The organism is Rhodococcoides kroppenstedtii, assembly GCF_900111805.1.
Lineage (GTDB): Bacteria > Actinomycetota > Actinomycetes > Mycobacteriales > Mycobacteriaceae > Rhodococcoides > Rhodococcoides kroppenstedtii.
In genome coordinates this window covers 101888-123024 of record NZ_FOJN01000005.1, presented here as the reverse complement: position 1 = coordinate 123024, position 21137 = coordinate 101888, and the positions used below count along the sequence as shown (strand labels likewise).

The window sequence follows — 21137 nt, the reverse complement described above, 5'->3', positions numbered from 1 at the left end:
AAAGATGGGGCTCGTGTTGCGATGGATCACGGCCGGCGAATCCCACGGCCCTGCACTGGTGTCGGTTCTCGAAGGCATGGTTGCCGGGGTCGAGGTGACCAGCGAGGACATTGCCGCCCAGCTCGCCAGGCGGCGGCTCGGGTACGGCCGCGGTGCGCGCATGAAGTTCGAGGCCGACCAGGTGACGGTGATCGGCGGCGTGCGGCACGGCCGCACCCTCGGCGGACCGGTCGCGATCGAGGTCGGCAACACCGAGTGGCCCAAGTGGGAGCAGGTCATGTCGGCCGATCCGGTCGATCCGGACGTCCTGGCCGACCTCGCCCGCAACGCGCCCCTGACCCGTCCCCGCCCGGGTCATGCCGATTACTCCGGCATGCTCAAGTACGGATTCGACGACGCCCGTCCGGTTCTGGAACGTGCCAGCGCACGGGAAACAGCCGCGCGTGTCGCGGTGGGTACCGTCGCGCGCGGCTTCCTGCGCCAGGTCCTCGGCGTGGAGGTGCTCTCCCACGTCGTGTCGATCGGCGCGTCGGAGCCGTACGTCGGCCCCGAGCCGCAGCCCGGCGATCTCGACGCCATCGACGCCAGCCCGGTTCGCGCTCTGAACTCCGAGACCGAGCAGGCGATGATCGCCGAGATCGAGGCCGCCAAGCGCGACGGCGACACGCTCGGCGGTGTGGTGGAGGTGGTGGTCCACGGACTTCCCGTCGGACTCGGCTCCTTCGTCACCGGTGACAGCAAGCTCGACGCCCGGCTCGCCGCGGCGCTCATGGGTATCCAGGCCATCAAGGGTGTCGAGGTGGGCGACGGGTTCGAGACGGCGCGTCGGCGCGGCAGCGCCGCCCACGACGAGATCGCGCCGGGTGACGACGGCATCGTCCGCTCCACCAACCGCGCCGGCGGTCTCGAGGGCGGCATGACCAACGGGGCGCCGCTGCGCGTCCGGGCGGCGATGAAGCCCATCTCGACGGTGCCGCGCGCGCTGTCGACGGTGGACATGTCGACGGGCGAGCAGGCCGTCGCGATCCATCAGCGCAGCGACGTCTGCGCCGTTCCGGCGGCCGGCGTGGTCGCCGAGACCATGGTGGCCCTGGTGCTGGCGCAGGCGACCCTCGAGAAGTTCGGCGGCGATTCGGTCGCCGAGACCGCGGGCAACGTGCGTCGCTACGTCGAGAACGTGTCCCAGCGCCCCCCGCGATGACCGGCGAGGCCGGGGGGCGGTCGGATTCGCTGCCGGGGGTTCGGCCGCGGGTCGTGTTGATCGGGCCGCCGGGGGCGGGGAAGTCGACGATCGGCCGTCGCGTGGCGAAGGCCCTCGGCGTGGAGTTGTACGACACCGACGCCGCCATCGAGGAACGCACCGGCCGGACGATTCCGGACATCTTCGCCGTGGACGGCGAGGCGGCGTTCCGGGAGATCGAGGAGCAGGTCGTCGTGGAGTCGCTGCACTCGCAGTCGGGTGTGGTGTCGCTCGGCGGGGGTGCGGTGCTGTCTCCTCGGACCCGCGCCGCGCTGCAGGGCCACACGGTGGTCTACCTCGAACTCGGTGTCGGGGAGGGGCTGCGTCGGACGGGCGCGCTGAACGCGAACACGTCGCGCCCGTTGCTGACGGGCGTGGATCCGAAGGCGAAGTACCGGGAGCTGATGCGGATTCGCCGTCCGCTGTATCGGGAGGCGGCGTCGATCCGGGTGCGGACCGACGGGCGCAGCCCGTCCCGGGTCGTGGCTGCGGTGCTGGACCGGTTGGGTGCACCGCGCGAGCCGGCGGAGACCCGACCGGAGCGGCCCCGGCGGACCGGAGCCCGTCGGCGGTCGCGCCGGGGAGCCGGGCGTTCCGCGTCGCCGCGTTCGGGTGCGCCGCCACCCGGGGCGATGCCCGCACCCGATCAGCCGACCACACCTTCGGGGCGACCCGCCCCTCGATCACAGGAGCCGACATGAGCCCGGACACCGACGGCCGCAGCGACACCGAGACCGGAACGGTCGTCGGCTCCGAGCCGGTGACGATCACCGTGAACTCGGCCGATCCGTATCCCGTCGTCATCGGCCGCGGCCTGCTGACCGAGCTGGTCGATCAGCTGCGCGGGACGCGGACGGTCGCGATCTTCCACCAGCCGCCGCTCGCCGAGACGGCGGAGGTGGTGCGGGCGGCCCTGGCGGAGACGGGCGTGGACGCGCATCGCATCGAGATTCCCGATGCGGAGGACGGCAAGGAACTGCCCGTTGCCGGCTTCTGCTGGGAGGTGCTCGGCCGGATCGGACTGACCCGCAGCGACGCCGTCGTCGGGCTCGGCGGTGGCGCCGCGACGGACCTGGCCGGCTTCGTCGCCGCCACGTGGATGCGCGGGGTGCGGGTGGTGCACGTGCCGACGACGTTGCTCGCGATGGTCGACGCGGCCGTGGGCGGCAAGACGGGCATCAACACCGACGCAGGCAAGAACCTGGTGGGCGCGTTCCACGAACCGTCCGCGGTCCTGGTGGACCTCGCGACGCTCGAGACGGTGCCGCGTCACGAGATCGTGGCCGGAATGGCCGAGGTGATCAAGACCGGGTTCATCGCCGATCCGGTGATCCTGGATCTGATCGAGGCGGACCCGGAGGCGGCTCTCGATCCGACCGGCGACGTGCTGCCGGAGTTGATCCGGCGGTCCATCGAGGTCAAGGCCCGCGTGGTGGCGGCGGACCTCAAGGAATCGGACCTGCGCGAGATCCTCAACTACGGGCACACTCTCGGCCACGCCATCGAGCGGCGCGAGAAGTACCGGTGGCGCCACGGCGCCGCGGTGTCGGTGGGCCTGGTGTTCGCGGCGGAACTCGCCCGCGTGGCCGGTCGCCTTTCCGACGAGGTGGCCGACCGCCATCGGCGGATTCTCGAGCTGGTGGGCTTGCCGGTCGGTTACGACGGCGACGCCTTCGGCCAACTCCTCGAGGGGATGCAGACCGACAAGAAGAACCGCAAGGGGCTGCTGCGCTTCGTCGTCCTCGACGACCTGGCGAGGCCGGGACGACTCGAAGGCCCGGATCCGTCGCTGCTCGCCGCGGCGTACTCCGCGATCGCGCGCGACGCGGGCCCGGCGGGCTCGACGACCGTCCTGCTCTAGATCGTCAGGACCGGTCGCGGGCCGGCGCGAAGACCTCGGTGTCGGCGGTGTCGTCGCCGGCGCCGCCGGAGGAGTCGGCGCGACGCTCGTCGGGGTCCGCGGAGCGGCGGCGGGGGCCGTCGTCCACCCCGCGCCGCGCCCACCACCGGCCGATCGCGACGGCGATGGTGGCGGGGACGAACACCAGCAGCACCGTGAAGGCGGCACCCGCGGTGATCTCGAAGATCAGGGAGTTGGCGCTGACGGCGAGGTTCGCGACGGCGGTGAACAGCCAGGAGAGGAACCCGGCGCCGACGCCGGCGACCAGCGAGGCCTTCAGCCAGACCATGGTGTGATCGGTGGCGTCCGCCTCACCGCGTCGACCGGCGGCGATGCCGTCGAGGGCACCCCAGACGATCGCGACGAGCAGCACCGCCACCAGGGTCAGCATCTGCAGCATCGACCCGCGAGTGGGCGCGGCGGCGACGGCCAGAGCCAGCACCACCCGGGCCACCACGTGAACGAGCGCCATCCCCACACCGCGTACCACCCAGCCAGTCATGGAGGACACAGTAGCCACCTCGCCGTGACGCCGGGCGTACACCGGTCAGGTCCGTACCGGTCACGGCGCGGCCGAGCGGTACGTTCGGGTGATGCCCACCGCCGATCATGCCGCCCGCCGCGACGCCCTCCGTTCCCTCGTCCGCACCGCGGGATGGGACGCGATGCTGGTCACCGACCTGCTGAACGTGCGCTACCTGACGGGGTTCACGGGGTCCAACGCGGCGTTGTTGGTCTCGGCGTCCGACACGGCGGCGGGGGAGGACGGCACGGTGATCTGCACCGACGGCCGGTACGTCATCCAGGTGGCGGGCCAGGTGCCCGATCTGCGGGCGGTGATCGACCGGGCGGGTCCGGTGCGCCTGCTGTCCGACACGCCCGCGCGCCGGGTGGGTTTCGAGTCGCACGTGGTGTCGGTGGACGACCACGCCCGGTGGACCGAACGGACGGACGTCGAGTTGGTGCGTGCGGCGCGGCCGGTCGAGCAGCTGCGTGTCGTCAAGGACGAGTCCGAGGTCGCGCTGCTCCGTCAGGCGTGCGGGGTGGCCGACCGGGCGTTGGCCACCCTGATCGAGCGGGGCTCGCTCCGGCCGGGACGGACGGAGAAGGAGGTCGGGCTCGAGCTCGACCACACGATGCTGGGGCTGGGGGCCGACGGCATCTCCTTCGAGACCATCGTCGCGACGGGCGCCAATTCGGCTGTCCCGCATCACCGTCCGGACGCCACGGTCCTCCGGCACGGCGACCTGCTCAAGCTGGACTTCGGCGCCGAGGTGGGCGGTTACCACTCCGACATGACCCGCACCTACGTGCTCGGCGCGGCACAGGAGTGGCAGCGCGAGCTGTACGAGCTCGTGGCGCGGTCCCAGGCCGCGGGGCGGGCGGCGCTTCGGCCGGGCGCCGAGGTGCGGGCCGTCGACGGCGCGGCCCGCGCCGTCATCGACGAGGCCGGGCACGGCGAGCTGTTCCTGCACGGTCTCGGGCACGGCGTCGGTCTGGAGATCCACGAAGCGCCGGGAATCGGCGCCACCGGCACCGGTACACTGCTTGCCGGTGCAGCGGTGACGGTGGAGCCCGGCGTGTACTTCTCCGGTCGCGGAGGCGTACGGATCGAGGACACGCTCATCGTCCGTGAGGACGAGCCGGAACTGCTCACGCTGACCAGCAAGGAGTTCACCGTCCTCTGACGGCCCCCATCCCGTGCCCTCCGCGGCGCGCGGTGCGGTGCGCCGGACGGCGAGTCCGACGCGGAAGTGCACCACCGAAGAGTTTCCACCGCGACACGAGGAGATGCGAAGCACGTGGCTTCCACCAGTGATTTCAAGAACGGGCTCGTCCTGAACATCGACGGCCTGCTCTGGTCGATCATCGAGTTCCAGCACGTCAAGCCGGGCAAGGGCCCCGCCTTCGTCCGCACCAAGCTCAAGAACGTGACCTCGGGCAAGGTGGTCGACAAGACCTTCAACGCCGGCGTCAAGGTCGAGACCGCGACGGTGGACCGCCGCGACATGACGTACCTGTACCACGACGGCAGTGACTACGTCTTCATGGACGGCGACACCTACGACCAGATCTCGATCGGCGAGGCCACCATCGGTGACGGCGCACGGTTCCTGCTCGAGAACATGACCGTGCAGGTCGCGATGCACGAGGGTCTGCCGCTGTACGTAGAGCTGCCCGTCACCGTCGAGCTCGTCGTCCAGCACACCGATCCCGGCCTGCAGGGTGATCGTTCGACCGGCGGCACCAAGCCGGCGACCCTCGAGACCGGCGCCGAGATCAACGTGCCGCTGTTCATCAACACCGGCGACAAGCTCAAGGTCGACTCGCGCGACGGCAACTACCTCGGGCGTGTGAATTCCTGAGTGAGCGAGTCCGCGAAGACCGGTCGCCCGGCACCGAAGAAGCTCGGCGCGCGGCACAAGGCGCGCAAGCGCGCTGTCGATTTCCTCTTCGAAGCGGAGGCGCGTGACCTCGACCCCGTGGCCCTGGCCGCGGACCGTCGTGCGCTCTCCGCGGAGGACGACGCCGTCGCTCCCGTCAACGCTTACACCGACACTCTGGTCGCCGGCGTGGCGGAGAGCCTGGACCGCATCGACTCGGTCATCTCCGACCACCTGCACCAGTGGACCCTGGCGCGTCTGCCGGCCGTCGACCGCGCCATCCTGCGCGTCGCGGTCTGGGAGTTGCTGAACGCGACCGACGTGCCGCCGGTGGTGGCCGTCGACGAGGCGGTGGAGTTGGCCAAGCAGCTCTCCACCGACGAGTCGCCGTCGTTCGTCAACGGGGTGCTCGGGCAGATCGTGTCGGTGGCGCCGCAGGTGCGTGCGGCCGCCGCCGCTCGGCCGGTGGCAGAGCAGACAGCCGCCGCTCGGCCGGCGGCAGAGCAGACAGCCGCCCGGCCCGCGGCGGAGCAGCAAGCCGACGACGCGGGGGACCGCACCGACTGACACCGAGCGCGGTGAGCGGTCGCGCGCGTTGCTAGACTCTGCTCGTTCGACATCCTTTAACGATCCGTCCCGTGAGGCGGAGAAGGAGGTCCCGTTTCTCGTGTCCGACGACGAGAACGCTACCCAGCACAGCCGCGAGCTGTTGTCCGCCGCCGACGTCGGCCGGACCGTCGCGCGCATGGCGCATCAGATCATCGAGAAGACCGCCGTCGGCTCCGACGGCGCGCCGCCACTGATCCTCATCGGGATTCCGACGCGGGGGTCGACTCTCGCGCAGCGGCTCGCAGCCCGCATCGAGGAGTTCGCCGGCACCCGGCCGCCCGTGGGGTCGCTGGACATCACGCTCTATCGGGACGACCTGCGCAGCAAGCCGCACCGCGCGCTCGAGCGGACCTCGGTGCCGGACACGGGCGTCGACGGCGCCCTCGTGGTTCTGGTCGACGACGTCCTGTTCTCCGGCCGCTCGGTCCGCGCCGCGCTCGACGCGCTGCGCGACCTGGGTCGGCCCCGCGCGGTGCAGCTGGCGGTCCTGGTGGATCGCGGGCACCGCGAACTGCCGCTGCGCGCGGACTACGTCGGCAAGAACGTGCCGACGGCGCGGTCCGAGGACGTGTCGGTGCTACTGGTCGAGCACGACGGCCGGGACGGCGTCGAGCTCCGGTCGGCCGGGTCGCCGGGGTCGGCGGGGGAGGACCTCCGATGAGCCGGCACCTGCTGACCACGGCCGCCCTGAGTCGCGTCGAGGCCACCGAGATCCTGGACGAGGCGGAGCGCTTCGAGCAGGCCTTGCTGGGCCGGGACGTCAAGAAGCTGCCGACTCTGCGCGGCAAGACGGTCATGACGGTCTTCTACGAGAACTCCACCCGCACCCGCGTGTCGTTCGAGGTCGCCGGGAAGTGGATGAGCGCCGACGTCATCAACGTCAGTGCGTCGAGTTCGTCGGCGTCCAAGGGTGAATCGTTGCGGGACACCGCGCTGACCCTGCGCGCGGCGGGTGCCGACGCCCTGGTGGTCCGGCATCCGGCGTCGGGGGCCGCGCACCGGATCGCCGACTGGACGGCGAACGCCGACGGCACGGGTCCCGCGGTGATCAACGCCGGGGACGGTACGCACGAACACCCGACCCAGGCGCTGCTCGACGCCCTGACGTTGCGCCAGCGCCTCGGCGACATCGAGGGCCGTCGTGTCGCGATCGTCGGCGACGTCCTGCACAGCCGCGTCGCCCGGTCGAACGCCACGTTGCTCGCGACCCTCGGGGCCGAGGTGGTGGTGATCGCGCCGCGCACGCTGCTGCCGGTCGGCATCGAGACCTGGCCGGTCACGGTGGCGTCGTCGCTCGACGCGGAGCTGCCCGCCCTGGACGCGGTCATGATGCTGCGCGTGCAGGCCGAGCGGATGAACGGCGGGTTCTTCCCGTCCGCGCGGGAGTACTCGATCGGCTACGGACTGAATCAGCGCCGGTTCGAGCTGCTCCCCGAGCACGCGGTGGTGCTGCACCCCGGCCCGATGCTGCGCGGCATGGAGATCGGCTTCTCCGTCGCCGACGCCCCCGAAACCGCTGTCCTGCAACAGGTTCAGAATGGAGTTCACGTGCGCATGGCCGTCCTGTTCCGCCTCCTCATCGGATCGGAGGAGACGCGATGAGCGTGCTGCTGCGGCGGGTGCGTCCGTACGGCGAGGGCGACCCGGTGGACGTACTGATCGAAGACGGGATCATCACGCGGATCGAGGCGGACCTGGACGCGCCGTCGGCCGAGGTGGTCGACGGCGCGGGCGCGATCGTGCTGCCCGGTTTCGTCGATCTGCACACCCACGTCCGGGAGCCCGGACGGGAGGACACCGAGACCATCGAGACGGGGTCGGCCGCCGCGGCGCGCGGGGGTTACACCGCGATCTTCGCCATGGCCAACACCTCGCCGGTCGCCGACTCGGTGGTGGTGACGGACCACGTGTGGCGTCGCGGTCGCGAGGTCGGGCTGGTGGACATCCACCCGGTGGGTGCGATCACGGTGGGTCTGAAGGGCACCGCGCTGGCCGAGATGGGCACGATGCACGCCGGGGAGGCCGGAGTGCGGCTCTTCTCCGACGACGGTCACTGCGTCGCCGATCCGCTGCTGATGCGGCGGGCGCTCGAGTACGCCGCCGGTCTCGGTGTCGTCGTCGCGCAGCACGCGGAAGAGCCGCGCCTGACGGAGAACGCCGTGGCCCACGAGGGCGCCACCGCGGCACGACTGGGCCTGACGGGGTGGCCCCGCTCCGCCGAGGAGGCCATCGTCGCGCGCGACGCGATCCTGGCCCGCGACGCCGGCGCCCGCGTCCACATCTGTCACGCCTCGACCGCGGGAACGGTGCAGCTGCTGGACTGGGCGAAGAAGCAGAACATCGCCATTACCGCCGAGGTGACCCCGCACCACCTCTTCCTCGACGACTCCCGTCTCGAGACCTACGACGCCGTGAACCGGGTCAACCCGCCCCTGCGCGAGGTCTCCGACGTCGCCGCGCTGCGCGAGGCCCTGGCGTCGGGCGTCGTGGACTGCGTCGCCACCGACCACGCGCCGCACGCCGAGCAGGACAAGTGCTGCGAGTTCTCGCAGGCGCGCCCCGGCATGCTCGGTCTCGAGACCGCGTTGTCGGTGGTCGTGGCCTCGATGGTCGAGACCGGCCTGCTGGACTGGCGCGGCGTCGCCCGCGTCATGAGCGAACGGCCCGCGGAGATCGTCGGTCTCACCGATCAGGGGCGTCCGATCGCCGTCGGCGAGCCCGGGACGCTGACCGTCGTCGATCCGGACACGCGCTGGACCGTCGCGGCGCAGGATCTGGCCTCGCTGTCCGCCAACACCCCGTTCGACGCGCTGGAGCTGCCGGCGGTGGTGACCACCACGGTGCTGCGCGGCCGCGTGACGCACCGCCGCACGACGAGTGAGGTGTCCTGATGGATCGTGTGCTGCTCGTGCTGGCCTTCCTGCTCTTCTGGTTGGCGATGATCGCGCTGATCCTGTGGGGCTGGCGAAACCGACAGCGACGCCAGCAGGACGTGATCGGTGAGCTGCCGGCCGTGCCCGCCGACCTCGGGGCCGTGCTCGTCCCGCCCTGCACGGGCCTCTACGTGGGCTCCACCATCGCGCCGAGCTGGCAGAACCGCATCGCCGTCGGTGACCTCGGGCATCGCGCCACCGGCACCCTCACGCGCTACGAGGCGGGCATCCTCCTCGAGCGCACGGGGGAGTCGGCGGTGTTCGCGCCGACGGACTCGCTGCGCGCGATCCGGACCGAGCGGGGACTGGCCGGGAAGGTCATGACCCGCGACGGCCTGTTGGTGATCCGGTGGGAGTTGCCCACCGGCACCGAGATCGACACCGGCTTTCGAGCCGACGACAAATCGGTCTACCCCGCGTGGGTGGACCGTCCCGACACCACACCGGACGACGGTCCGGACGATTCGATCGAGAAGAAGGAGACGGCGTGAGCAAGCCCGACGCCGCGGCACTGGTCCTCGAGGACGGGCGGGTCTTCCGCGGAGCCGCGTACGGCGCCGTGGGTCAGACCCTCGGCGAGGCCGTGTTCTGCACCGGTATGACCGGCTACCAGGAGACCCTGACCGATCCCAGCTACCACCGCCAGATCGTGGTCGCGACCGCACCGCAGGTGGGCAACACCGGTTGGAACGGCGAGGACAACGAATCCGTCGGCCCCGACGGGTCCGCGAACGACGCGAAGATGTGGGTGGCGGGGTTCGCCATCCGCGACGCGAGCCGCCGCGCCTCGAGCTGGCGCGCGAACGGCACGCTCGACGAGGAGATGCGTCGCCAGGACGTCGTCGGCATCGCCGAGATCGACACCCGCGCGGTGGTCCGTCACCTGCGCACCCGCGGCTCGATGAAGGCGGGCATCTTCTCCGGCGACGCGCTGGCCGACGTCGACACGCTCGTCGAGCGGGTGCAGTCCCAGCCGTCGATGGCCGGGGCGGACCTGGCCGGCGAGGTCAGCACCACCTCGGGCTACGTGGTCGAGCCCGAGGGTGAGGCCCGCTACTCGGTGGTGGCGGTGGACCTCGGGATCAAGTCCAACACTCCGCGCATGTTCGCGCGACGCGGGATCCGCGTTCACGTGGTGCCGGCGACGGCGACCATCGATCAGGTGCGCGAGATCGGCGCGGACGGCTTCTTCCTCTCCAACGGTCCGGGCGACCCGGCGACCGCCGACTCGGTGGTGCGTCTGACCGAGGAGGTCCTCGGCGACGGGACGCCGATGTTCGGCATCTGCTTCGGCAACCAGATTCTCGGCCGCGCCCTGGGCCGCGGGACCTACAAGATGAAGTTCGGCCACCGCGGACTGAACATTCCGGTGATCGAGCACGAGACCGGCCGGATCGCGATCACGTCGCAGAACCACGGGTTCGCACTCGAGGGCGAGGCGGGCGAGGAGTTCGACACGCCGTTCGGCCGCGCGATCGTCAGCCACACCTGCGCGAACGACGGTGTGGTGGAGGGGGTTCGACTGCTGGACGATTCGGCCTTCTCGGTGCAGTACCACCCCGAGGCGGCCGCCGGTCCGCACGACGCCGAGTACCTCTTCGACCGGTTCCTGACCCTCCTCGACAAGAAAGTCGGCAAGTAATGCCACGGCGTACCGACCTGAAGCACATCCTGGTCATCGGCTCCGGGCCGATCGTCATCGGACAGGCCTGCGAGTTCGACTACTCGGGCACCCAGGCCTGCCGTGTCCTGCGCGAGGAGGGCCTGCGCGTCAGCCTGGTCAACTCCAACCCCGCCACGATCATGACCGACCCCGAGTTCGCGGACTCCACCTACGTGGAGCCGATCACGGCGTCGTTCGTGGAGAAGGTGATCGAGAAGGAGGCCGCGGCCGGCCACCCCATCGACGCCGTGCTCGCGACCCTCGGTGGTCAGACCGCGCTCAACTGCGCCGTCGCGCTGCACGAGCAGGGCATCCTGGCCAAGCACGACGTCGAGCTCATCGGCGCGGACTTCGACGCCATCCAGCGCGGTGAGGACCGGCAGAAGTTCAAGGACATCGTGGCGAAGGTCGGCGGCGAGAGCGCCCGCTCGCGCGTCTGCTACACGATGGACGAGGTCCACGACACGGTGGCCGAGCTCGGACTGCCGGTGGTCATCCGCCCGAGCTTCACCATGGGCGGACTCGGCTCCGGCATGGCGTACACGCACGAGGACCTCGACCGGCTCGCCGGCGGCGGACTCGACGCCTCGCCGTCGGCCAACGTGCTCATCGAGGAATCCATCTACGGATGGAAGGAATACGAGCTCGAGCTGATGCGCGACAACCGCGACAACGTGGTGATCGTCTGCTCGATCGAGAACGTCGACCCCATGGGCGTGCACACCGGTGACTCGATGACGGTGGCGCCGGCGATGACGCTGACCGACCGCGAGTACCAGACCATGCGCGACCTCGGCATCGCGATCCTGCGCGAGGTCGGGGTGGACACCGGCGGCTGCAACATCCAGTTCGCGATCAACCCGGCGGACGGCCGACTCATCGTCATCGAGATGAATCCGCGCGTGTCCCGGTCGAGTGCGCTGGCCTCGAAGGCGACGGGCTTCCCGATCGCGAAGATCGCGGCCAAGCTCGCCGTCGGGTACTCGCTGGACGAGATCGTCAACGACATCACCCGCGAGACCCCCGCCTGCTTCGAGCCGACGCTCGACTACGTGGTGGTCAAGGCCCCGCGGTTCGCGTTCGAGAAGTTCCCCGGCGCCGACGGCACGCTCACCACGACCATGAAGTCGGTGGGCGAGGCGATGGCTCTCGGCCGCAACTTCACCGAGGCGCTGGGCAAGGTGCTCCGGTCCCTCGAGACCAAGGCCGCCGGATTCTGGACGGTGACCGACGACGTCCTGGCGGGCGAGCGTGCCCGTGACCTCGACGCCGTGCTCGCGGACCTGAAGGTCGCGACGGAGGGTCGGATCTACGATGTCGAGCTCGCCCTGCGGCTGGGCGGCACCGTCGAGCAGGTCGCCGCGGCGTCCGGCGTGGACCCGTGGTTCGTCGACGAGATCGCCGGGCTGGTGGAGCTGCGGGCACGCCTGATCGATGCGCCGGTGATCGACGAGGACCTGCTCCGGCGCGCGAAGCACGCCGGTCTGTCCGACCGGCAGATCGCCGCTCTGCGGCCGGAACTCGCCGGCGAGGACGGTGTCCGCTCGCTGCGCCACCGGCTCGGCGTGCGACCGGTGTTCAAGACGGTGGACACCTGCGCCGCCGAGTTCGAGGCCAAGACGCCGTACCACTACTCGTCCTACGAGCTCGACCCCGGCGCCGAGACCGAGGTCGCCCCGCAGACCGAGCGCGGCAAGGTCCTCATCCTCGGATCGGGTCCCAACCGCATCGGGCAGGGCATCGAGTTCGACTACTCCTGCGTCCATGCGGCCACCACGCTGTCCGCGGCGGGCTACGAGACCGTCATGGTCAACTGCAACCCCGAGACCGTCTCGACGGACTACGACACCGCCGACCGCCTCTACTTCGAGCCGCTCACGTTCGAGGACGTGCTCGAGGTCTACCTGGCCGAGAAGGAATCCGGTCGCGGCGGACCCGGCGTGGTGGGCGTGCTCTGCCAGCTCGGCGGGCAGACCCCGCTGGGCCTGGCGCAGCGCCTGCAGGACGCCGGCGTGCCCATCGTCGGCACCTCGCCCGAGGCCATCGATCTCGCCGAGGATCGCAAGGAGTTCGGCGAGGTCCTCGTGGCCGCCGGCCTCCCGGCGCCGAAATTCGGCACCGCGACCACCTTCGACGGGGCCAAGCGCATCGCCGGCGAGATCGGCTACCCGGTCCTCGTCCGGCCGTCGTACGTCCTCGGTGGGCGGGGTATGGAGATTGTCTACGACGAGGCGTCGCTGGACGACTACATCTCCCGCTCGACCGAACTGACGCCCGAGCATCCGGTGCTGGTGGACCGATTCCTCGAGGACGCGATCGAGATCGACGTCGACGCCCTGTGCGACGGCACCGAGGTCTACCTCGGCGGGGTCATGGAGCACATCGAGGAGGCCGGCATCCACTCCGGCGACTCAGCGTGCGCCCTGCCGCCGATCACTCTCGGTCGCACCGACATCGACGCCGTGCGACGGTCCACCGAGGCGCTCGCCCGCGGTATCGGCGTACGAGGCCTGCTCAACGTGCAGTACGCCCTCAAGGACGACGTGCTGTACGTGCTCGAGGCCAACCCCCGCGCGTCGCGCACGGTGCCGTTCGTGTCCAAGGCGACGGCGGTGCCGCTGGCCAAGGCGGCCGCGCGGATCGCGCTGGGCGCCACCATCGCCGAGTTGCGGGCCGACGGCGTACTGCCGGCCGAGGGCGACGGCGGACACGCCGCGTTCGACGCCCCGGTGGCGGTCAAGGAAGCCGTGCTGCCGTTCAACCGCTTCCGCAAGGCCGACGGCAGCAGCGTCGAATCGTTGCTCAGTCCCGAGATGAAGTCCACCGGCGAGGTCATGGGCATCGACGGCGACTTCGGCACCGCTTTCGCCAAGTCGCAGACGGCCGCCTACGGCTCGCTGCCCCTCGCCGGCTCGATCTTCGTGTCCATCGCCAACCGCGACAAGCGGTCCATGGTGTTCCCGGTCAAGCGGCTCGCGGACCTGGGTTTCCGCATCCTCGCGACCGAGGGCACTGCGGAGATGCTGCGCCGCAACGGCATCGCCAGCGACGTGGTGCGCAAGCACTCCGACGTGGTCGCCGAGGGGGAGCGCACCGTGGTCGACCTCATCAAGGACGGCGAGGTGCACATGGTGCTCAACACCCCGTTCGGCAACAACGGGCCGCGCGTCGATGGTTACGAGATCCGCAGCGCCGCTGTCGCCCGCAACATCCCGTGCATCACCACGGTGCAGGGCGCGGCCGCGGCCGTGCAGGGCATCGAGGCGAGCATTCGCGGTGACATCGGGGTCCGGTCCCTGCAGGACCTGCACAGCACACTCGAGGCCTACTCCACCGCCGGGGAGGGCCCGGTCACCGGAGTGGCCGAGACGGCGGCTGCGTCGTCGTGACCGCCCCGGTCGTGACCGGTTCCGTGGCAGGACGGTGGCGGACCCGCCTCGAGGCGGCCGTCACCGCCCGGGGGCGGCTCTGCGTCGGTATCGACCCGCACGCGGCTCTTCTGGAGTCCTGGGGGCTCGAGGACACCGCCGCGGGCCTCGCCGCCTTCGCCGAGACGTGCGTGGCGGCGTTCGCGGACGAGGTCGCCGTCGTCAAGCCGCAGGTGGCGTTCTTCGAGCGCTTCGGGTCGGCGGGCTACGTGGTGCTCGAACGCACCATCGCGTCGCTGCGCTCGGCCGGGGTCCTGGTGATCGCCGACGCCAAGCGCGGGGACATCGGGAGCACGTCGGATGCGTACGCGGCCGCGTGGCTGGACCCGGCGTCGCCGCTGGCCTCCGACGCCGTGACGGTGTCCCCGTACCTCGGTCCGGGTGCCCTCGAGCCCTTCGTGCGGCGCGCGGTCGCGCACGAGGCGGGTCTGTTCGTCCTCGCCCGGACGTCGAACCCCGAGGGCGAGCAGGTCCAGACCGCGCGCACGGGGTCGGGTGAGACCGTGGCCCAGCACGTCGTCTCCGCCGCGGAGGCGGTCGACCGGGAGGCCGGAGACGCCGTCGCGGGCCTGGTGGTCGGCGCGACACGCGGACACGGTCTCGATCTGCGGGAATTCTCGGGTCCGATCCTGGCTCCCGGGCTCGGCGCGCAGGGCGCATCGGCCGCCGACCTGCCGTCTTTGTTCGAGGGTGCATCGAAGTTGTTGCTGCCCAACTCTTCTCGTGACATCGCGCGGCACGGCCCGGACGTGACGGCGCTCCGCGACGCCGCACGGCGGGTTCGTGACGAGGTCGAACGGGCCCTCGCATAGCCGACGCACCGTCCGCGACACGGGCGGGGGGCCGGTTCGCAATCGTGGGCAGGCCCGACTACGGTCGCTATCGCCGCTGGTCGACACCGGTGGCACACCGGTCGACCGACCTCTCCGCCGCGCCGCACCCCGTGCGGGACTCACCGTCTCGTACGCGCCGTTCGGCACGGACGGACGGCGGACGCCGACCGATACACAAACGACGAGACGGAGGAACCGTGGCCCTTCCCCAGTTGACCGACGAGCAGCGCGCTGCTGCTCTGGAGAAGGCGGCAGCTGCACGTCGTGCCAGGGCAGAGCTCAAGGAGCGCCTCAAGCGCGGCGGCACCGATCTGAAGCAGGTGCTCAAGGATGCCGAAGAGGACGAGATCCTCGGCAAGATGAAGGTCTCGGCGCTGCTCGAGGCCCTGCCCAAGGTGGGCAAGGTCAAGGCGCAGGAGATCATGACCGAACTGGAGATCGCCCCGACGCGTCGTCTCCGCGGTCTCGGCGATCGTCAGCGCAAGGCGCTGCTCGCTCGGTTCGATTTCGAAGCCTGACAGGCGCGTGTCCGACAGTGACACCCGGGCGCGAGCGTCCGACCGTGCCACCGTCACCGCACCGGGGAGGGGTCGGCTGGTAGTTCTGGCCGGCCCCTCCGCCGTCGGGAAGTCCACCGTGGTGGCCCGCGTTCGCGCGGCCCTGCCGGACCTGTTCTTCAGTGTCTCGGCCACCACGAGGGCGCCCCGACCCGGCGAGGTGGACGGACGGGACTACCGCTTCGTCGCCCCCGCCGAGTTCGACCGCATGATCGAGGCCGGTGAGCTGCTCGAGTGGGCCGAGATCCACCGCGGTCTGCACCGCAGCGGAACGCCGGCCGAACCGGTCCGCCGCGCACTGGCCGCCGGGGACCCGGTCCTGCTCGAGGTGGACCTCCAGGGCGCCCGCGCCGTGCGGGCCGCCGCGCCCGAGGCTCGGCTCGTCTTCCTCGCCCCGCCGTCCTGGGAGGATCTGGTGACGCGACTGACGGGCCGCGGGACGGAACCACCGGACGTCGTCGCGCGTCGGCTCGACACCGCACGCGAGGAATTGGCGGCACAGGGCGAGTTCGACACGGTCGTGGTGAACGACGATGTCGAGCGAGCGAGTGCCCAGTTGGTATCCTTGTTGGTCGACGGCGACCCGGTGGACCCCGCAGTCCCCGGCGACGACCGTCCCTAGTCGGAGCATCCGCTCCGGCCACAGCGTTCGAAAAGCATTCAGGAGCATTTCGTGAGTAGTCCCGTAGCAGGCGTGTCGCGTTCCGAGATCGCTGCATACGACACCCCCCTGGGCATCACCAACCCGCCCATCGACGAACTGCTCGACCGCACGTCGTCCAAGTACGCCCTGGTGATCTACGCCGCCAAGCGTGCTCGCCAGATCAACGACTACTACAACCAGCTCGGCGACGGCATCCTCGAGTACGTCGGCCCCCTGGTCGAGCCGGGTCTGCAGGAGAAGCCGCTCTCGATCGCGCTCCGTGAGATCCACGCCGACCTGCTCGAGCACGTCGAAGGCGAGTGAGTCCGCTGTCCTCGCAGCGCCGACGCGTCGTCGTCGGTGTCGGCGGCGGCATCGCCGCCTACAAGGCCTGCGGAGTGATCCGTCACTTCACCGAGGCCGGGGACGACGTCCGCGTCGTCCCCACCGAGTCCGCCCTGCAGTTCGTCGGGCGGGCCACCTTCGAGGCACTGTCCGGCAACCCCGTGCACACCGGCGTCTTCGCCGACGTGCCCGAGGTCCCGCACGTGCGACTCGGGCAGGAGGCCGACCTGGTGGTCGTCGCCCCGGCGACGGCCGACCTGATGGCGCGTGTCGCTGCGGGCCGGGCGGACGACCTGCTGACCGCGACGCTGCTTACCGCCCGGTGCCCGGTGGTGTTCGCCCCCGCGATGCACACCGAGATGTGGGAACACCCCGCCACCGTGGACAACGTCGCCACGCTGCGGCGGCGCGGGACCGTCGTGATCGAGCCCGCGTCGGGCCGCCTGACCGGCAAGGACACCGGTCCGGGCCGCCTTCCCGAGCCCGACGAGATCGCCGCGGTCGCCGAGCTGCTCGCCGAGCGCGCCGACGCGCTGCCCCGCTCGCTCGAGGGTCGCCACCTCGTGATCTCGGCGGGCGGCACCCGCGAACCGCTCGATCCGGTGCGCTTCCTCGGCAACCGCAGTTCCGGCAAGCAGGGGTACGCCCTCGCCCGCGTCGCCGCCCAGCGCGGCGCACGGGTCACCCTCGTCTCGGGCTACACGTCCGACCTCGCGCCGCCGTCGGCGGTGACCGTGGTGCCGGTCCGGACCGCGCAGGACATGCAGACCGCCGTCCGGGAGGCCGCCGGGCACGCCGATGCCGTGATCATGGCCGCCGCCGTCGCGGACTTCCGGCCCAGCACCGTCGCCACCAGCAAGATCAAGAAGGGTGCGGACGAGCCGGACACCGTGCCGCTCACCCGTAACGACGACATCCTGGCGGGCCTGGTCGCCGCGCGCGCCGACGGCGAGTTGCGGGCCGAGACGGCCATCGTCGGATTCGCCGCCGAGACCGGTGACGAGAACGGCGACGTCCTCACCCACGCCCGCGCCAAGTTCGCGCGCAAGAAGTGCGACCTCCTCGTGGTGAACGCCGTCGGTGAGGGCAAGGCGTTCGAGATGGACAGCAACGCCGGCTGGATCCTGTCCACGGACGGATCCGAGACGGCGCTCGCGCACGGGTCGAAAGCACTCATGGCCTCGCGGGTGCTCGACGCGTTGACCCCGCTGCTCGCGCCGACCACCGCGGACGGGCAGTGTACGAACACCGGCGACTCGCGCTGATTCGTGCGCGAGTGGTCGGTGACGCCCGGTCCTGCTGTCCCCACCGATTCGGGGTACCCGGTCGGCGGTAGCCCTGTCCGTGTACGAGAGGAAACATCTGTGAGCACGTCCGCACGTCGGCTCTTCACCAGCGAATCGGTCACCGAGGGTCATCCCGACAAGATCTGTGACGCCATCAGCGACTCGATTCTCGACGCGCTCCTCACCGAGGACCCCCGGGCACGGGTCGCGGTGGAGACTCTGGTGACCACCGGCCAGGTGCACGTCGCCGGCGAGGTCAACACCACCGCCTACGCCGACATCCCTCACATCGTGCGCGAGAAGGTGCTCGAGATCGGCTACGACTCGTCGGCCAAGGGCTTCGACGGCAACTCCTGCGGCGTCAACGTCGCCATCGGTGCTCAGTCGCCGGAGATCGCGCAGGGCGTCGACAACGCGTACGAATCGCGCGTCGAGGGCCTCACGGACGACGAGATCGATCGCCAGGGCGCCGGTGACCAGGGCCTGATGTTCGGGTACGCCATCAAGGACACTCCCGAGATGATGCCGCTGCCGATCGCGTTGGCGCACCGTCTGTCGCGTCGGCTCACCGAGGTGCGCAAGACCGAGGTGCTGCCGTACCTGCGGCCGGACGGCAAGACGCAGGTCACCATCGAGTACGACGGCGCTCGTCCGGTCCGGCTCGACACGGTCGTGGTCTCCACTCAGCACGCGGCCGACATCGACCTCGAGAACATGCTCACCCCGGACATCCGGACGCACGTGCTCGACGCGGTCGTCGCCGATCTCGTCCACGACACGCTCGACACGTCGTCGGTGCGCCTGCTGGTCAACCCCACGGGCAAGTTCGTCCTCGGTGGCCCGATGGGCGATGCCGGGTTGACCGGTCGCAAGATCATCGTCGACACCTACGGCGGCTGGGCCCGGCACGGCGGCGGCGCCTTCTCCGGCAAGGACCCGTCGAAGGTGGACCGCAGCGCCGCATACGCGATGCGCTGGGTCGCGAAGAACGTCGTCGCGGCAGATCTGGCCGAGCGGGTCGAGGTGCAGGTCGCCTACGCGATCGGCAAGGCCGCGCCCGTCGGACTGTTCGTGGAGACCTTCGGCTCCGAGAACGTCGACCCCGCGAAGATCCAGTCGGCCATCACCGAGGTGTTCGACCTGCGTCCCGGCGCGATCATCCGGGATCTCGACCTGCTGCGTCCGATCTACGCACCCACGGCGGCCTACGGCCACTTCGGTCGCACGGACATCGACCTGCCCTGGGAGAACACCGACCGCGCCGAGAAGCTGCGGTCGGCCGCGGGGCTCTGACCGGCACTCCGCGGCCGGCGGAGTGCGCGCCGATCGCGCGCGTGGTCCCGCTGCTCGCGCTCGCCCACCTCGACCGGGACTTCGACTACCTGGTCCCGGTCGAGTGGGACGAGGCCGCGCAACCCGGTGTCCGCGTGCGTGTGCGGTTCGCCGGCCGTCTGGTCGACGGGTTCCTGATCGAGCGTCGGGACACGACCGACCACCCCGGCAAGCTGGGCTTCATGGACAAGGTGGTCTCCCCGGAAGTGGTGCTCACCGCGGAGGTCGCCGACCTGGTGACGGCCGTGGCGGCGCGATACGCGGGCACGCGGTCCGATGTGCTGCGCCTGGCCGTCCCGCCGCGTCACGCCCGCGTCGAGACGCAGGCACGAGCGTCCGGCGCATCCGCCGCGCCCACCGTGTCGAGCGACGGGTGGGCACGGTATCGGCACGGCCGGGAGTTCGTCGCCGCCCTCGCCGACGGACGGGCGCCGCGGGCGGTGTGGCAGGCCGTGCCGGGGGAGGACTGGCCGGCTCGCCTCGCCGACCTGGCGGCCGCGACGGTCGCGACGGGTCGCGGCGCCCTGCTCCTCGTGCCCGATCAACGCGACCTCGACCGGGTCGAGGCCGCCTGTCTCGGTGTCCTCGACCCCACTGCCGTCTCGGTGCTGTCCGCCGGCCTCGGGCCCGCCGAGCGCTACCGTCGTTGGCTCGCCGTCGCCCGCGGCACGGCCCGGGTGGCGGTCGGCACGCGCAGTGCCGTGTTCGCACCCGTCCACGACCTCGCGCTGGTCGTGGTGTGGGACGACGGCGACGAGTCGCTGGTGGAACCGCGCGCGCCCTATCCGCACGCCCGCGACGTCGCGCTGCTGCGTGCCCATCGCGCCGGGACCGCGGCGGTGGTGGGCGGCGTCGCGCGCACGGCCGAGGCGCAGGCGCTGGTCGAATCCGGGTGGGCGCAGGATCTGCTCGCCGCGCGGGACACCGTGCGCGCCGCGGCGCCGCGCATCACCGCGCTGGCCGACAGCGAGCACGCCCTCGTGCGCGACCCGTCCGCCCGCGCCGCCCGACTGCCCGCGGTCGCCTTCGCGGCCGCCCGCACGGCGTTGGCCGCCGGCCGGCCCGTCCTGGTCCAGGTGCCTCGGCGGGGCTATGTGCCGTCGCTGGCCTGCGGGAAGTGCCGCACCCCGGCGCGCTGTCGCCGATGCCACGGTCCGCTGGCGTTGCCGTCGGCACCCGGCGCCGACGGCGTCGGCAGCCCCACGTGTCGCTGGTGCGGCACCGCGGACGCGGCGTACTCGTGCCCGACCTGCGGGTCGCGAGCGCTGCGAGCGACGGTGATCGGTGCGGGGCGCACGGCGGAGGAACTGGGCCGGGCGTTCAGCGGCGTCACGGTGCGACAGTCCGGGGGCAGCGCGGTGCTGGCGTCGGTGCCCGCCGGACCGTCCCTGGTGGTCGCTACGGTCGGCGCGGAGCCCGTCGCCGAGGGGGGATACGGCGCCGCGCTGCTGCTCGACGGGTGGGCGATGCTGGGCCGGGCGGATCTGCGGGCCGCGGAGCAGACGGTGCGACGCTGGATGTCCGCGGCGGCCGCCGTCGTCCCCGCGTCGGAGGGCGGCGAGGTGGTGGTGGTCGCCGAGGCGGACCTGCCCGCCGTCCAGGCGTTGATCCGGTGGGACCCGGTCGGTCACGCCGCCGCCGAGCTCGCCGAACGCGCCGAGGTGGGATTCCCGCCCGCCGTGCACCTTGCCGCGGTGGACGGTGCGCCCGACGCGGTGCGGACGCTGCTCGACGCTGCACGGCTGCCCCCGGACACCGTCACCTTAGGACCCGTCGACCTGCCGCCGGGGGAGCGCCCACCGGTCGGCGCCGACAGCGCCGAGGACCCGTCCGCCCCCGTCGAACGTGTGCTGCTGCGGGTGCCCCGACGGTCGGGGTCGGCGCTCGCCCGCGCCCTGGCCGAAGCCCGCGCGGTGGTCGGGGCGAAGAAGGCGACGACGTCGGCGCTGCGCATCCAGGTCGACCCGCTCCGCATAGGCTGACC

General features: G+C 71.4%; 19 protein-coding genes and 1 pseudogene. 19 read left to right on the top strand and 1 reads right to left on the bottom strand.

Annotation, left to right across the window (positions count from 1 at the left end; translation table 11 throughout):
* The first annotated feature begins 13 nt into the window (after positions 1-13).
* The 3 genes and pseudogenes from aroC to aroB all read left to right on the top strand — a co-directional run bounded on the left by aroC (position 14) and on the right by aroB (position 3101).
* Positions 14-1201, top strand: coding sequence for a chorismate synthase (gene aroC / locus BMZ18_RS07725; protein ID WP_068105626.1), 1188 nt, complete (start codon positions 14-16; stop codon positions 1199-1201).
* A pseudogene (locus BMZ18_RS07720) lies at positions 1198-1746 on the top strand (shikimate kinase); the annotation flags it as partial. The gene aroC and the pseudogene BMZ18_RS07720, both read left to right, overlap by 4 nt.
* A 191-nt stretch (positions 1747-1937) precedes the next feature.
* Positions 1938-3101: a 3-dehydroquinate synthase gene (gene aroB, locus BMZ18_RS07715; protein ID WP_068101023.1), complete on the top strand. Its 1164-nt coding sequence runs from the start codon at positions 1938-1940 to the stop codon at positions 3099-3101.
* Between the two features lie 4 nt (positions 3102-3105).
* Here the strand turns inward: aroB and BMZ18_RS07710 are convergent, their stop codons facing one another.
* Positions 3106-3642 (bottom strand): B-4DMT family transporter, encoded by a 537-nt coding sequence (locus BMZ18_RS07710; protein WP_074922070.1) that lies wholly within the window; start codon positions 3640-3642, stop codon positions 3106-3108.
* A 91-nt stretch (positions 3643-3733) separates the two neighbouring features.
* Here BMZ18_RS07710 and BMZ18_RS07705 point away from each other — a divergent pair, with 91 nt between their 5' ends.
* From BMZ18_RS07705 to BMZ18_RS07630, 16 genes are all read left to right on the top strand, one after another.
* A complete protein-coding gene (locus tag BMZ18_RS07705; protein ID WP_068362087.1) occupies positions 3734-4828 on the top strand; it encodes a M24 family metallopeptidase in 1095 nt (364 codons plus the stop codon).
* A 114-nt stretch (positions 4829-4942) separates the two neighbouring features.
* Positions 4943-5506 (top strand): elongation factor P, encoded by a 564-nt coding sequence (gene efp, locus BMZ18_RS07700; protein WP_068101031.1) that lies wholly within the window; start codon positions 4943-4945, stop codon positions 5504-5506.
* Positions 5507-6091: a transcription antitermination factor NusB gene (nusB, locus tag BMZ18_RS07695; protein WP_068362083.1), complete on the top strand. Its 585-nt coding sequence runs from the start codon at positions 5507-5509 to the stop codon at positions 6089-6091.
* Between the two features lie 100 nt (positions 6092-6191).
* Entirely contained in the window at positions 6192-6794 is a 603-nt protein-coding gene (gene pyrR, locus BMZ18_RS07690; protein WP_068362080.1) for a bifunctional pyr operon transcriptional regulator/uracil phosphoribosyltransferase PyrR, read from the top strand.
* Positions 6791-7735 carry an aspartate carbamoyltransferase catalytic subunit gene (locus tag BMZ18_RS07685; protein ID WP_068362077.1) on the top strand — a complete coding sequence of 315 codons (945 nt, stop codon included), beginning with the start codon at positions 6791-6793 and terminating at the stop codon, positions 7733-7735. The genes pyrR and BMZ18_RS07685 overlap by 4 nt, the downstream gene beginning before the upstream one ends.
* The gene (locus BMZ18_RS07680) at positions 7732-9024 is read left to right on the top strand and encodes a dihydroorotase (protein WP_068362073.1); all 1293 of its coding nucleotides are present in this window, start codon (positions 7732-7734) and stop codon (positions 9022-9024) included. Before BMZ18_RS07685 ends, BMZ18_RS07680 begins: the two co-directional genes overlap by 4 nt.
* Entirely contained in the window at positions 9024-9557 is a 534-nt protein-coding gene (locus BMZ18_RS07675) for a PH-like domain-containing protein (RefSeq protein ID WP_235606512.1), read from the top strand. The genes BMZ18_RS07680 and BMZ18_RS07675 overlap by 1 nt, the downstream gene beginning before the upstream one ends.
* Positions 9554-10708: a glutamine-hydrolyzing carbamoyl-phosphate synthase small subunit gene (gene carA / locus BMZ18_RS07670; RefSeq protein ID WP_068101042.1), complete on the top strand. Its 1155-nt coding sequence runs from the start codon at positions 9554-9556 to the stop codon at positions 10706-10708. The genes BMZ18_RS07675 and carA overlap by 4 nt, the downstream gene beginning before the upstream one ends.
* Positions 10708-14118, top strand: a complete 3411-nt coding sequence (carB, locus tag BMZ18_RS07665; RefSeq protein WP_068362070.1) for a carbamoyl-phosphate synthase large subunit — start codon at positions 10708-10710, stop codon at positions 14116-14118. The genes carA and carB overlap by 1 nt, the downstream gene beginning before the upstream one ends.
* Before the next feature lie 11 nt (positions 14119-14129).
* On the top strand, positions 14130-14969 hold the full coding sequence (pyrF, locus tag BMZ18_RS07660; RefSeq protein WP_244516456.1) for an orotidine-5'-phosphate decarboxylase: 840 nt from the start codon (positions 14130-14132) through the stop codon (positions 14967-14969).
* A 218-nt stretch (positions 14970-15187) separates the two neighbouring features.
* Positions 15188-15508: an integration host factor, actinobacterial type gene (gene mihF / locus BMZ18_RS07655; RefSeq protein WP_068101046.1), complete on the top strand. Its 321-nt coding sequence runs from the start codon at positions 15188-15190 to the stop codon at positions 15506-15508.
* Positions 15509-15584: 76 nt separating this feature from the next.
* On the top strand, positions 15585-16169 hold the full coding sequence (gmk, locus tag BMZ18_RS07650; protein ID WP_068105634.1) for a guanylate kinase: 585 nt from the start codon (positions 15585-15587) through the stop codon (positions 16167-16169).
* A gap of 51 nt (positions 16170-16220) precedes the next feature.
* Complete coding sequence (gene rpoZ, locus BMZ18_RS07645; protein ID WP_068101049.1) at positions 16221-16514, top strand: DNA-directed RNA polymerase subunit omega; 294 nt, start codon at positions 16221-16223, stop codon at positions 16512-16514.
* Positions 16511-17800 (top strand): bifunctional phosphopantothenoylcysteine decarboxylase/phosphopantothenate--cysteine ligase CoaBC, encoded by a 1290-nt coding sequence (coaBC, locus tag BMZ18_RS07640; RefSeq protein WP_068362067.1) that lies wholly within the window; start codon positions 16511-16513, stop codon positions 17798-17800. The genes rpoZ and coaBC overlap by 4 nt, the downstream gene beginning before the upstream one ends.
* Before the next feature lie 99 nt (positions 17801-17899).
* Positions 17900-19114, top strand: coding sequence for a methionine adenosyltransferase (gene metK / locus BMZ18_RS07635; protein ID WP_068362064.1), 1215 nt, complete (start codon positions 17900-17902; stop codon positions 19112-19114).
* Positions 19111-21135, top strand: a complete 2025-nt coding sequence (locus tag BMZ18_RS07630; RefSeq protein ID WP_211267476.1) for a primosomal protein N' — start codon at positions 19111-19113, stop codon at positions 21133-21135. Before metK ends, BMZ18_RS07630 begins: the two co-directional genes overlap by 4 nt.
* The last annotated feature ends 2 nt before the right edge of the window (positions 21136-21137 follow it).